Here is a 15,095-nt window from a genome sequence, read left to right as displayed (position 1 = left end):
GTAGATTTATGCGACAAGGATATATTGGGAAATTAAAGTTTTTAAAGGTTTATATTTTTGCTTTGTTTTTTTGGGGAGGTGTATTGAGCGTAAGAGGGCAGAATGCTGTTACTGTTGACACGTTGGCCAATGGGGTTTATCGTTTGTCTATAGGAATACCGGATAAATTCACCCCTTATGATTTTTGTCCGAAGGGACCTAAGTATAGTGCACTGGATAAGCTTGCCACCAGGGAACTTCCTTTTACGTTGAAGGATATTGATATGAGAGTGACTACACGTGGAAGTCGTGTGTCTATACCTTTGCAAGATGGAGAACAGCTTTATGGTTTTGGGCTTCAGATTGGTTCGTTTCAGCAACGGGGATTAAAGAAGAGACCCATCGTGAATGACCATCCTTTGAACACATTGGGTTATACACATGCTCCGCAACCGTTCTATGTGTCAAGCAAAGGATATGGAATTCTGGTTAATACTTTACGATACACGACTTTTTACTGTGGTACTCATACTGAAAAAAATATTCAAGAGAAATCTCCGTCCCCTACTGGAGAAGTGAAGATCTCTACCGAAGAATTATATGCTAATGAGAAATCCGGAAGCTATGTATATGTTGATATTCCGAACTGTGATGGGGTGGAAGTGTTTATCTTTCAGGCTTCCGGTTTGAAGGAAGCCGTTCAGAAATATAATTTGTTTTCCGGCGGTGGATGTTTGCCTCCTATGTGGGGACTTGGTTTTAAATACCGTACTAAGACTGATTTTACGCAAGAGGGAGTTATGAGGGTACAGTCCTATTTTAGGGATAAGAAGATTCCTTGTGATGTGATTGGGTTGGAACCCGGTTGGCATACGGCTGCCTATTCTTGTTCTTATGTATGGAATAAGGAACGTTATCCGGATCATCATTCAATGTTGAAAACCTTGATTGGGAATCATTACAAAGTGAATCTGTGGGAACATGCTTATGTGCATCCTACTTCACCGTTATGGAAACCGCTGAAGGATTATTCTGGTGATTTTCTGGTATGGGGTGGACTGGTACCGGATTTTGCTTTGCCGGAGACGAGAACGCGCTTTGCTGATTATCATAAGCAGTTAATGCGTGAAGGTATATCAGGTTTCAAACTTGACGAATGTGATAATTCGGATGTTTCTGTAGGGAATGCTACTTGGGGATTTCCCGAAATGAGTACTTTCCCCTCCGGAATGGATGGTGAACAAGTGCATCAAGCATTTGGTATGCTTTATTTGCGGACATTGAATGAGATGTATGTCAGTGAAAATAAACGGACTTTTCAAGATTATCGCTCTTCGGGATTGTTCGCTTCTTCCATTCCTGCTTCGTTGTATAGTGATATTTATGGGTATAAAGATTATATTGAGATGGTCTGTAATTCGGCTTTCGGAGGATTGTTGTGGTCACCCGAAGTGAGGCAATCCGGGTCAAAGGCTGAATTTTTCCGTCGTTTACAAGTTGTACTTTTGTCTGCCCATGCAGTCGTTGACAGTTGGTTTTTGCAAAATCCTCCTTGGCTACAGTATGATAAAGATAAAAACAATGCCGGTATCTTTTTGACAGACAGTATTGAAATGGAGAATATTACACGTAAATTGGTGAACCAACGTATGCGTTTATTACCTTACTTGTATAATGCCTTCGCACATTATTGTATGGAGGGTATTCCTCCTTTTCGTCCTTTGTTAATGGATTTCTCTGGAGATGTTAAAATACAGAATATTACGAATCAGTATATGATGGGAGATAACTTGATGGTGGCTCCATTATTGGATGATACCGGCAAAAGGACTGTTTATTTTCCTAAGGGGACTTGGTATAACTTTAACACAAACGAACGCTATGAAGGTGGCGGTGAACATGAAGTGACCATAGCAATGGATGAAATGCCATTGTTTGTAAAGGGAGGAACAATTTTGCCATTGGCTAAACCTTTGCAATATGTAGCCGACGATTCTGTTTTTGATATTGTATGCCATGTTTATGGGGATGCTTCGGAAGCGACTTCTACTTTGTTCGAGGATGATGGTGTGAGTTATGATTTCGAGAGTAAGAACAGTTATAACTGGTTGCTTTTGGATGTGAAAAATGGAAAGGGCAAGTATAAACGTAAAGGTTCTTACAAAGGCAAGCGGTATAATGTGTCCGAATGGGTGTTTATAAAATAATAAATAAAAAGATATGGAGCGTGTAATTACCCTTCACAATCGCAATGGTTTGACGGCTCGTTTTACGAATTATGGAGCACGTTGGTTGGCTATGCTTGTTCCTGATAGGCAGGGGAATTTGGAAGATGTCTTGTTGGGATTCGATGATTTGGTTAGTTATAAAAAGGCTCGCGAACAGTATTATGGAGCTACCGTTGGACGTGTCTGTGGGCGCATAAGGCATGCAGGCTTCAATCTTGGGAATAATTATTATAAGTTAGCTGCCAATGATGTCTATGGTAAGCCTACACCCAATCATCTGCATGGTGGTTTTGAAGGATTTCATTGTTGCTGTTGGGATACTTCAGTAGGCATAAATGAAAAAGGGGAACAGACAGTTCTGTTCACTCGTTTGTCCCCTGATGGTGAAGAGGGTTATCCTGGTAATTTGAAGGTATCTGTTCGTTATACATTGACCGATATTGATTCGTTGGAAATAAAGTGTAGAGCGGTGACAGATTGCCTAACTCCCATAAATCTGACAAATCATGCTTTTTTCAATTTAGCTAGCGTACGGAGATCTATGAATGTTTTGTCTCATAGACTCCGGTTATATTCTGCTCAGCTTATTGATTGTGATGACAGTTTGCTTCCTACCGGGAAAATTATTTCATTGGAAGGAACTGTACTTGATTTTAGAAATGGACGGATAATTTCAGATGCTTTGGCTACAGACTATCTGGGCATCAGACAACAGAAAGGTTTTTCGCTGGCTTACGTATTAAATAATGTAGGAGACTGCCCATTAGCTGTGGAATTATATGAAGAAAGTAGTGGGCGAAAATTGTCTATTTATACCAATCAGCCTTCTTTACAAGTATATACGGGGTATATGATGGATGGATCTGATGTGGGGAAGGATGGTACACCTTATTTCAGTAGTGCCGGAATTGCTTTGGAACCTCAAGGGTATCCTGACGCTGTACATTGGGCAAATTTTCCATCTATACTTTTGGATGTGGGCGAAGAATACACTTTTAGGGCTGTATATCAGTTTACAGTGGAGTAGAGTTATATAGAGGCTGGGTTTATTTTAATACTTGAGATATGCAATATTTACGTTTGTCTATTTTGTCTTATTTGCTGTTTTTTTCTTATTTATGTGGTTTGGCTGGAGAGAAAGACTATGTACAATATGTAAATCCATTGATTGGTACTCAAGGGGACGGTCACTGTTTCCCGGGAGCAGTAAGACCGTTGGGTATGGTACAGCCTAGCCCGGAGACAACCACAGATCATTATCCGGGGTATGAAGGAGACCATATTTCCGGTTACCAATATAGTGATCCATATATCTGGGGGATTACACAAACACATTTAAATGGTGTGGGATGTCCTACATTGTCTGATATTTTGCTCTTGCCTTTTTGTGGTGATTTTAAGAATAAAGAGTTACGCTCAGACTTTCGTTCAGAATATAGAAAAGATACGGAACAAGCTTATCCTGGATATTATTCGGCTGAGTTGACTACTCATAAAGTAAAAATAGAATTGACTGCTTTGAAGCATGTTGCTTATCATCGTTATACTTATCGGCAAGGGGAAGAAGCTCATTTACTGATTGATTTGCAGTATGGAGTAAGCTGGAATGTGGGAAATATCAAAGATAATGTACTTGAAGCCAATCAAAAGTTTCTTGATAACTATACATTGTGTGGTTATCGAAAAGCGCGTGAGTGGACTCAGCGTAAATTGTTCTATGTGATAACATGGAATAAACCGATTTCACGTATTGTTGAAATGAAAAGTCCTGGTGGTGCGGATGAAAAAGCTCCACGATACGTTCTGTGTTTTGATATGCAAGGAGATGATATGTTGGAGGTATGTGTAGCTTTATCTACTGTGAGTGTAGAAAATGCTCAAGACAATTTGAATCGAGAATTCAGAGGGTGGGGATCTTTTGAACAAGAGTGCAGTAATGCAAGAGGTGAATGGAATGACTTGTTCCGGCTTATCGAAATCGAGGGAACTAATGAGCAAATGTGTAATTTCTATACGGCTTTTTATCGCCTTTATACTCAACCTAATAATATTGCAGATTGTAATGGAGAATATCGTGCAGAGAATGATTCAGTTTATGTTTCACCAGATGGAAAATATTATTCAACTCTTTCGGTTTGGGATACATATAGGGCGGCAAATCCGTTGTATACAATATTGACCCCGTCATTATCAGAGGAATTGCAGACTTCAATGATGCTGTCTTATAGTAAAAAAGAAACTTATACTGATAGACCGTCAGAAGCAAATTCTTATTTGCCTCGTTGGGGATTATGGGGCAGGGAGGTACACACTATGATTGCCAATCATGCAGTTCCGGTTGTAGCAGATGCTTGGCTGAAAGGAATACGGACACCATATTTTACAGATAATGAAATATTCAATGCTTTATGGACTACGGTAACGAAGATGCATCATGGAAATCATATAGATTTGATAAATCGGTATGGTTACATCCCTTATGATGATAAAATGACGGCTGTTGACAATGGGCGCGAAACTGTGTCTAAACTTCTGGAAGGCATCTACGATGACTATTGTGTTGCACAGATGGCCAAATCTTTGAATAAATGGAAAGAGTATACCTTTCTTATGAATAGGGCTGGATATTACCGTAATGTATATGATGCTGGTTCCGGTTTTATGCGTGGTAAAAATAAAAAAGGTGAATTCAAGAAGGATGTCGATGTGGATGAAATTGTTGGAGAGTGGATTCCGGAATCTGATTTTACGGAAGCGAATGCCTATCATTATCGTTTTCATGTGCAACATGACATTCCAGGGCTTGTGGAATTGAATGGAGGAAGTGAAAAGGTGGCAAATCGTTTGGATTCGATGTTTTTTGCGAAAACAAATCCGATAGTAAAAGGTAAATCTTGGCAGATTACAGGGTGCTTAGGGCAATATTGGCATGGCAATGAACCTTGTCACCATTTGCCATACTTGTACAAATATACTGATAAAGGGGATAAGACTGATTTATTGATACGCTATCTGGCTTCAAATTTTTATAAAAATCAAGAGAATGGTCTTCCTGGCAGTGATGATTGTGGACAAATGTCTGCTTGGTATATGTTGTCTAATCTTGGTTTTTATCCGGTTAATCCTTGCGGTGGTGAGTATGTCTTGGGGGCACCTCAACTGGAACGCGCGACATTGCATCTTCCCGGTGGGAAAAAATTGACGATTATAGCCGATAACCTTTCAGAGGATAATTATGTCGTAGATAAAGTTTTTTTGAATGGAAAATTCTTGAAACGCATATTTGTCACTCATACGGAATTGATGGAAGGAGGCGTTTTGTCTTTTAAAATGAAGAAAGGGAAGGTTAAAATTAGTAATTCACTTTTTAAAGTACAGTGATTGGACCTATGAAGAATATTTTTAGAATGAAAATTTCAGCGTTACTGTTTTTTTATGTTTTTTTTTGTGTGTCATTATCTGTTATGGCTGATGGAATAGAACAACCTGCGTGGCAAGTGATAAATAGAAAGTTCGGTAGTTGCGGCAAGAATGTGCGTTTAAAATTGACGGACTGCCAAGATGGAAAGGACTATTTCTCTGTGAAAGCGTCAAAGGGAATGTTGACAATTGAAGGTAGTAGCCAGGTTGCTTTATGTTATGCTTTTCGACGTTATATGCAAGAAGCTTGTGGCTCAATGACTACTTGGGGAGGAAGCCATGTGGTGCTGCCTAAAGTATGGCCGGATTATAGCTTACAACATCAGACTACCCCCTATAACCTGCGTTATTTCTTGAATGTTTGTACTTATGGATATACAGCTCCTTTTTGGGGATGGAAACGTTGGGAACAGGAAATTGATTGGATGGCACTTCATGGAGTGAACTTCCCGTTGGCAACAGTGGCTGCTGAGGCTATAGCAGAACGTGTATGGTTGCGTTTGGGGTTGAAAAAGGAGGATGTGCAGTCTTTCTTTACAGCACCGGCCCATCTGCCTTGGCATCGTATGGGGAATCTGAATTCTTGGGATGGAGGACTGACCGATAATTGGCAAAAGGAGCAGATTGAGTTGCAGCATCGGATATTGGAGAGGATGCGCGAGTTGGATATGCATCCCATAGCTCCAGCTTTTGCTGGATTTGTGCCAATGGCTTTTGTCCAGAAACACCCAGAGATAAGGTTTAATCATTTGAAGTGGGGCGGCTTTAATGAAAACTATAATGCATACGTGCTACCTCCTGATTCTCCTTTTTTCGTAGAGATAGGCAAAATGTTCATTGAGGAGTGGGAAAAGGAGTTTGGAAAAAATAAATATTATTTGTCAGACAGCTTTAATGAAATGGAACTTCCCGTTGACAAAAATGATAAAGAGGGAAAAAATAGAGTGCTTGCCCAATATGGTGAAACGATATATAACTCTATTGTTGCAGGGAATCCGGATGCAGTATGGGTGACTCAGGGATGGACTTTCGGCTATCAACGTTCTTTCTGGGATCAGACTGCTTTGAGTGCATTGTTGAGCTGTGTGCCTGATGATAAGATGATTATTATAGATTTAGGCAATGATTTCCCGAAATGGGTATGGAAAACGGAACAGACATGGAAAAGGCATGGAGGATTTTATGGTAAAAAGTGGATTTTTAGTTATGTGCCCAATTTCGGTGGTAAGAATATATTGACTGGAGAATTGGATATGTATGCATCTGCGTCTGTGGAGGCTTTGCAGGTTGAGTGCGGAAAAGACTTGGTAGGATTTGGATCTGCTCCAGAGGGGCTTGAAAGTAATGAGGTTGTATATGAATTGCTTGCTGATGCAGGTTGGAGTGATACTGTAATAAATTTGGATATGTGGTTGGAGAGTTATTGCAAGGCTCGTTACGGTGGATATCCGGATAATATGTCGGAAGCTTGGAATCTGTTGAGAAAAAGTACATATGGTTCTTTTTATGCCTATCCTCGCTTTACGTGGCAAACAGTTGTTCCTGATAGTATAAGAGAGACGAAGGTGGCTATGAACGATGATTTTTTCCAAGCGGTGGAACTTTTTTTGAATTGTTCGGAAAGTTTGCGACAATCAGAATTGTATAGGAACGATGCTATCGAATTTGCTGCGTTCTATTTGGGTGCTAAGGCTGATTTGCTATATGTCAAGGCACTTGAAATGAAAAAGAAGGGGAATAAAACGGAGGCGGATAGAAAATTGGCGCAAACTGTTTCGTTGTTACTGAATGCCGATCGTTTGCTTTTGTTTCATCCTCTACATAGGTTGGATCGATGGATTGAGCAGGCAAGGGATTGTGGTGTGTCTGCTATGGACTGTGAACGTTATGAGATGAATGCTAAGCGCTTGATTACGACGTGGGGAGGAAGACAGGAAGACTACGCTGCTCGTGTGTGGTCAGGTTTGATAAAAGACTATTATATACCTCGTTTGCAACTTTATTTTTCGGATCAGAGCTTAGGGGAGTGGGAAGAAAACTGGATTGTGACTCCTTGGCGTAATACGACTCAGACTTTCCGTAATCCGTTGAAAGCGGCGGTTCGGTTGGTAAAAGAGGCCTCTGCTTTATAATCTTGTATTGTTTCAGATTAAATTGTTTGTAAGGATGAAGAAAGGAATTTGTTTAATTGGGATATTGCTTTGGGGGGCAATAGCTATGCAGGCAGGAAATTGTAGGGATGTTGAAGTCGCAAAATCTATGTTAAAACGTTTGATTCCTGCTTATGCGGATAGTTTCTTGTTTAAGAAAGTAGATGGTAATGGGAAAGATCTTTTTAGAATTGAATCTACGGCTGATGACAGAATTATGATTAGCGGGAATAATGCTAATTCAATGGCAACTGGTTTGAACTACTATTTGAAATATTATTGTTTGACTACAGTTTCTTGGTATGCGGACCAACCGGTAGAGATGCCCGCGAAGTTGCCACAAGTGTTCTCGCCCATAGAGATAACGGCAAAGGTAAAAAGACGTTTTTTCTTGAATTATTGCACTTTTGGTTATAGTATGGCCTTTTGGGACTGGGATGATTGGCAAAGGTTCATAGACTGGATGGCACTTAATGGCATAAATATGCCTTTAGCCATAACGGGACAAGAGGCTGTATGGTATAAAGTTTGGAAAGATATCGGTTTGAAAGACCAAGATATCCTTTCATATTTTACAGGACCAGTTTATCTTCCTTGGCATAGAATGGCCAATATCGATTCATGGAACGGTCCTTTGCCAATGGAATGGCTCGAAAATCAGTCAAAACTTCAGCAACAGATTTTGTCGCGTGAGCGTGAACTGAATATGAAACCCGTGCTGCCTGCTTTTAACGGACATGTTCCTGCGGCCTTAAAAAGGATCTATCCTGAGGCTGATATTCAGACTTTAGGAAAATGGGCTGGATTTACCAAGGAGTATCATTGTTCTTTTTTAAATCCGGAAGAACCTTTGTTTGCGCTGTTGCAAAAGAAATTTCTTAAAGAACAGAGAAAATTATTCGGAACAGAACATATTTATGGCATTGACCCTTTTAATGAAGGTGAGCCTCCTTCTTGGAAACCGGATTATTTGAATAAGGTTTCTTCTGATTTGTATCATACTTTAAAAGAAGCTGATTCAGAGGCTGAGTGGTTGCAGATGACCTGGATGTTTTATTTTGACCGGGAAAAATGGACAGCTCCTCGGATAGAAGCTTTTTTGAAAGGAGCCCCTGAAAACAAATTGTCTTTATTGGACTATCATTGTGAGAATGTGGAATTGTGGAAACAGACAAACTGTTTTCATGGTCAGCCTTATATCTGGTGTTATTTAGGAAATTTTGGTGGAAACACGGGTATCACGGGAAATGTAAAAGAAAGTGGGCGAAGATTGGATATTGCACTGAAGGAAGGAGGAGATAATTTGAAGGGAATCGGCTCCACACTGGAAGGTCTTGATGTCATTCAATTTCCGTATGAATATATTTTAGAAAAAGCCTGGACAATAGATAAAGGGGATGATACTTGGGTAAATGCTTTGGCAGACCGTCATGCAGGTAAGGTGATTCAACCGGTCCGTGAAGCTTGGAAGATTCTATTTAATGATATATATGTTCAAGTACCTAAAACTGTCGGGATTTTGCCTAATTATAGACCTGTGATGGGAGTGAACAGTGGGCGTGCAAAAATAGATTATTCTAATCGGCAGCTTTTAAAAGCATGGAAAATGTTGTTGGAGGTTTCTGAATTGAATCGGAATGCGTTGCGCCTGGATGTGATATCCGTTGGCAGACAGTTATTGGGGAATTATTTTCTGGCAGTTAAAAATGAGTTCGACCGGGTGTATACGACTGGAGACCTATTGGCATTAAGAATGCGTGCTGCAGAGATGCGTGAGATTCTGCACGATATTGATGTGTTGACTTCTTACCATGAGTATACTTCTCTTGATAAGTGGATTGACGATGCCAGAGCTTATAGTTGCGATCCAGTTATCCAGGACTATTATGAGAAAAACGCACGTAATTTGATAACTACGTGGGGAGGAACATTGAACGATTATGCCAGTCGGACGTGGTCGGGGCTGGTAGCCGGATATTATGCTGTGCGTTGGGATATGTACATCGATGCAGTTTTGCAAGCGGTGGAAAATAACCAAGAATTTAATCAGAAAGAACTGGATAATAGATTGAAGAAGTTTGAGGAAGACTGGGTCGCTTCCAGAACAATGACAAAGCGTTTGACAAAGGGGGATTTGCAAGAGTGTGCCCGTCACTTGTTAAGAAAATATGAGATGAGAATAAATTAGTTTGTAGAAGAGTGGATATGCGGTGTTAATGCCGGATATGCGCTGTTTGTCAAGTGTATAATGAATAATTTAAGTGTTATGAAGAAAATCAGTTTTCTTGTTTCCCTTTTGGGGATGGCCTTGTTAGTGGGATGTGTTATGCGGACAAGGGAAGATATAGATACTGTGAAAAAACCGGTTGATTACGTTAATCCTTATATGGGTAATATTAGTCATTTGCTGGTGCCTACATTCCCGACAGTCCATCTTCCCAATAGTATGCTTAGGGTGTATCCTGAACGTGCTGACTATACAAGTGATTTACTTAATGGGCTTCCTGTTGTGGTAACTAGTCACCGGGGAAGTTCGGCTTTTAATTTGAGTCCTTCATTGCGAGAAGAATATAAACCGGTTGTGGCTTATAGTTATGATAATGAAGTAATAAAACCATATTATTATAGCGTTCGTCTAGAAGATGAACAAATAGATGTGGAATATGCTCCTTCACACCAGTCGGCTTTATATAGCATTAAGTTTGGGTGTCACGATAAACAGCCGAAATTGTTTGTTAATTCACGAAACGGTGCTATCCGCATTTGTGAAGGAAATGTAAGTGGTTACCAGCGTTTGGCAAATAATACTCAAGTCTATTTGTATATGGAAACTGATGTCCCTTTTCAGGAAGCAGGTATTTTGAAACAAGGCAAGGTGGAAATTGCAGAGAAAGAAGTTGCCGGAGAGAATGCTTGTGCAGTATTGCGTTTTCCTGCGGGAACTGCAATGGTAAATGTCCGCTATGGCATTTCTTTTATCAGTGAAGAGCAGGCCGAGAAGAATTTGAAACGGGAAATAGAAGATTACGACATAGCCCGTTTGGCTGAACAGGGCAGAGATGTGTGGAATACGGCTTTGGGAAAGATAGAGATAGATGGAGGAAGTGAGGATGAGAAGTCGGTTTTCTATACTTCACTTTATCGGGTATTTGAACGTCCGGTGTGTATTAGTGAGGATGGAAATTATTTTAGTGCATTTGATGGAAAGGTGCATGGGGATGATGGTACTCCTTTTTATACCGATGACTGGATTTGGGATACTTACCGCGCTGCACATCCATTGCGTTTACTTCTTGATGAAACAGTTGAAAAAGACATTATAGAATCTTATTTGCGGATGGCTGAGCAGATGGGTAACCTGTGGATGCCCACATTTCCTGAAATCACAGGTGACTCGCGTCGGATGAACTCCAATCATGCAGTGGCAACAGTAGCTGATGCGGCGGCTAAGGGCTTGCAATTTGATCTTGAAAAAGCTTATATGGCTTGTCGTAAGGGTATAGAGGAGAAGACACTGGCTCCATGGTCTGGAGCACCTGCCGGTTGGATCGATGATTTCTACAAGAAGAACGGATATATTCCGGCACTTCAAGAAGGAGAGCAGGAAACGGATCCGAATGTACACCCGTTTGAGAAACGGCAGCCGATTGCTGTGACATTGGGTACTTCGTATGATCAATGGTGTTTATCGAGGATTGCAGATATGCTGGGTAAGAAAGAGGATGCTGCCCATTATCTGAAATGTGCTTATAATTATCGTAATGTATATAATGATAAAACGGCTTTCTTTCACCCGAAAGATAAAAATGGCAAATGGATTGAGCCATTCGATTATCGTTTTGCTGGAGGAATGGGAGCTCGTGAATATTATGGTGAGAACAACGGTTGGGTATATCGTTGGGACGTGCCTCATAATGTAGCTGATTTGATTGATTTAATGGGAGGGAGCGAGCAATTCATTGCCAATCTGGACCAGACGTTTAGTGAATCATTAGGGAGAAGTAAATACGCATTTTATGCGCAATTACCGGATCATACAGGTAATGTCGGCCAGTTCTCAATGGCGAATGAGCCAAGTATGCATGTCCCTTATTTGTATAATTATGCGGGACAACCTTGGAAAGCCCAGAAACGTATTAGGCAATTGCTTGGTATGTGGTTTCGCAATGATTTAATGGGAATGCCGGGAGATGAAGATGGAGGGGGCATGTCCGCTTTTGTCGCATTTTCTGCGTTGGGATTCTATCCTGTTACTCCAGGAATGCCTGCGTACAATATTGGAAGCCCGATATTCAACCGTGTTCGACTGACTTTAAGTAATGGTAAAATTTTTGAAATAGAAGCTCAGGGGGCATCAACCGAAAATAAATATATTCAATCGGCCACATTGAATGGCAGGAGTTGGAATAAACCTTGGTTTGAACATGATGATATAAAAGATGGTGGTAAACTAATTCTCGTAATGGGTAAATATCCTAATAAAGCATGGGGAGCTGCTAAAGAGGATGTACCACCATCGGCAGAAGGCTTTTTGAATAAAGAATGATTTCTGAATTGTTATAAATATTTTACTAAAAAAGATGTTGCGATTTCGTTTTAGCTGTATCATTGCTTGTATTTGTGCATATTGTTGGAGCAATCCTTATAATATTGCTCCCAAAGCCCATGTAACGGCATCGTCCACTTTGTCAGAGGAATATTTGCCTGCAAATGTTGTTGATGGTGTGATTGGTGTTGGCAATATAGGGGAATGGGCCGAAAAAGGTGAGAATAATTATTGGGGGCATTGCATATTTCCATGGATTAAATTGGAATGGGATGAAGAGCAATGGATTAACAAGATTATATTGTACGATAGGGTAAATAGGTACGATCATATAGCGGCAGTTAGAGTGGAAGGGTCAAATGGTTTTTCAAAAGTCTACCACGGACTTCCTAACCATGGGCTTCCCTATGTTATAAATATTCCTAAAATGAAAGTATCATGGATGAAGTTTTATGCAGTTGATGGAGATGGGAAAAATTTAGGCTTTTCGGAAATAGAAGTATATCCTTCTCCAGAGGATTATGTAGATTATGTTTCTTGGGTTGACCCTTACATTGAAACAGTTCCTACTCGTTTCTTTTATTTTATAACGGGTAATCAGCCGTACGGAATGATTGGAGCTGCTCCTATTACTAGAAATAAAAATCAAGGTGGAGGTGGATATAATTATAACTCGAATCAAGTTTTGGGATTTGGCCAACTGCACTGTTGGATGCAGTCTGGTTTGAATATCATGCCTACGACAGGTGAGATTGACCCTAGAAAAGGAATGCTGGGATGGGCATCAACTTTCAGTCATGATGATGAAGTAGTGCAACCTGGTTATCATAGACTTTTTTTGCAAGATTATAAAATTTGGGTTGAACAAACAGCAACAGAACGTTCAAGTTTTTATAGGTATCGCTTTACAGAGAATGACAATGCAAGAGTTATATTGAGTTTGGGAAGTAAACTTGGAAGTGTAGTCATGGCGGATTATGATGCACGAGTCGTTTCTAAAAATGAAATAGAAGGCAGCTTTGTAACAAAAGATCGTTTGTGGGGAGGACCTCAAAATGCTAAGGTTTTTTTTGTTGTTCAATTGGATAAGCCGTTTGAGGAGGTAGAAGCGTGGAACCGTGATATGCTGCTTAGGGATAGTTCTTCATTTTTAGGAGAAGAAGGTGGACTTATCCTAAACTATAAAATGTGTGCAGGAGAGCTATTGCAGTTGAAGGCTTCAATTTCTTTTACGAGCATTGAGAATGCAAGGAATAATCTGTTGAATAGTTGCAAGCATTGGAATTTCGATGAAGTCCGTAAGAACTCTCAGGATGAGTGGAATGATTGGTTAGGAAAAATTGAAGTTAAGGGTGGAACAGATGCGCAAAAAATAAAATTTTATACAAATTTGTGGCATGTATTGTTGGGACGCCACAAAATTAATGATTTTAGTGGTGATTATCCTGATTTGACACATGGTAAAAAAATTCTTTCTGGTCCCAGAGCCCAATTTAAATATATATCTGATTTTAATATAAAGACTTTGCCTAAGGATAGGTTGGGAAGGTCGAAGTTCAATATGTATAATTCGGATGCGTTTTGGGGAAGCCAATGGAATTTGAATATTTTGTGGGGGCTTGCATATCCGCATGTGCTTGATGATTTTGCAGCTTCGTTGATTCAATATGATACTAATGGAGGGTTATTGCCGAGAGGTCCTTCTATGGGTGGTTATTCATATATAATGGATGGATGTCCTGCTACTTTGTTGATAACAAGTGCATTCCAACGCTCGATAACAAAAAAATGGGATATTTGGAAGGGATATGAAGCTATGAAAAGGAATCATGGACAAGGGGGAATGCAGTCCTTTGAAATATCTCATCTACAACCTTTCTATGAGAAATGTGGCTATGTTCCAGGAAGAGCGGGATTTACTATACAATGGGCTTTGGAGGACTGGGCGTTGTCTCAAATGGCTAAGAGCTTAGGACAAAAAAGAGATGCAAAACACTTTGCTAAGCGTTCCTTGGGGTGGAGGAAACTGTTTCATCCTCAGATAAAGTTGTTGTTCCCAAAAGATGAAAAAGGACAGTGGATGAGTTTGAATCCGTTTAATGGTCAAGGATTCGTTGAGGCTTCTTCTTGGCAAGCTTCTTTTGGGGTTTCGCATGACTTAAAAGGATTGTCAGCCTTGATGGGTGGAAAAGATTCTTTATGTGTGAAGTTGGATTATGCGTTTAAACAATCTGTTGTATCTAACTTTAGACACTCTTATGTTGATTATTCTAACCAGCCAGGACTCTCAACAGGGCATGTGTTTTCGCATATGGGGCAACCTTGGAAAACACAATATTGGATTAGACAGGTATGCGAGAAAACATTTGCCGGAATTACGCCTTATGAGGGTTATGGGGGCATGGATGAGGATCAAGGACAAATGGGGGCACTTCATGCGCTGATGCAGATGGGGCTTTTTTGCATTAATGGTGGGTCGGCTCAATATCCTTCTTACGAAATAACAAGTCCTATTTTTGACGAGATAATAATACATCTTGATTCTGATTATTATAAGGGAGATACGTTCAAAATAAAAACATATTCCAACTCGTCAGAAAACTGTTATATACAACATGCTTCTTTAAATGGGAAACCATATAATTCTTTTTTGATACCACATGATAAATTGGCACAAGGTGGAGTCTTAGAGTTATGGATGGGCAAGAATCCCAATTTGAGTTGGGGCGTAGAGAGACTTGATTAATTAGGTCCTATTATGGGATGATTGAA

The 15,095-nt window shown here is 40.1% G+C and carries 7 protein-coding genes; all 7 read left to right on the top strand.

The features are described 5' to 3' along the window. Window positions 1–8 precede the first annotated feature (8 nt). The 7 genes from H1A11_RS13110 to H1A11_RS13080 all read left to right on the top strand — a co-directional run bounded on the left by H1A11_RS13110 (window position 9) and on the right by H1A11_RS13080 (window position 15,069). Entirely contained in the window at window positions 9–2,186 is a 2,178-nt protein-coding gene (locus H1A11_RS13110) for a TIM-barrel domain-containing protein (RefSeq protein WP_181757314.1), read from the top strand. 13 nt (window positions 2,187–2,199) lie between these two features. Then, the gene (locus tag H1A11_RS13105; protein ID WP_181757313.1) at window positions 2,200–3,234 is read left to right on the top strand and encodes an aldose epimerase family protein; all 1,035 of its coding nucleotides are present in this window, start codon (window positions 2,200–2,202) and stop codon (window positions 3,232–3,234) included. A 38-nt stretch (window positions 3,235–3,272) separates the two neighbouring features. Beyond that, entirely contained in the window at window positions 3,273–5,588 is a 2,316-nt protein-coding gene (locus H1A11_RS13100; RefSeq protein WP_181757312.1) for a GH92 family glycosyl hydrolase, read from the top strand. Window positions 5,589–5,596: 8 nt separating this feature from the next. Then, on the top strand, window positions 5,597–7,759 hold the full coding sequence (locus tag H1A11_RS13095) for an alpha-N-acetylglucosaminidase TIM-barrel domain-containing protein (protein ID WP_370528671.1): 2,163 nt from the start codon (window positions 5,597–5,599) through the stop codon (window positions 7,757–7,759). Window positions 7,760–7,793: 34 nt separating this feature from the next. After that, window positions 7,794–9,965: an alpha-N-acetylglucosaminidase gene (locus H1A11_RS13090; protein WP_181757311.1), complete on the top strand. Its 2,172-nt coding sequence runs from the start codon at window positions 7,794–7,796 to the stop codon at window positions 9,963–9,965. 114 nt (window positions 9,966–10,079) lie between these two features. Further along, window positions 10,080–12,323 (top strand): GH92 family glycosyl hydrolase, encoded by a 2,244-nt coding sequence (locus tag H1A11_RS13085; RefSeq protein WP_252195262.1) that lies wholly within the window; start codon window positions 10,080–10,082, stop codon window positions 12,321–12,323. 34 nt (window positions 12,324–12,357) lie between these two features. After that, on the top strand, window positions 12,358–15,069 hold the full coding sequence (locus H1A11_RS13080) for a GH92 family glycosyl hydrolase (protein ID WP_181757309.1): 2,712 nt from the start codon (window positions 12,358–12,360) through the stop codon (window positions 15,067–15,069). Window positions 15,070–15,095 lie beyond the last annotated feature (26 nt).

Source organism: Bacteroides sp. CACC 737 (assembly GCF_013874375.1).
GTDB lineage: Bacteria > Bacteroidota > Bacteroidia > Bacteroidales > Bacteroidaceae > Bacteroides > Bacteroides uniformis.
The sequence above is the reverse complement of the archived record's forward strand: the minus strand, read 5'-3'. Positions and strand labels throughout refer to the sequence as shown.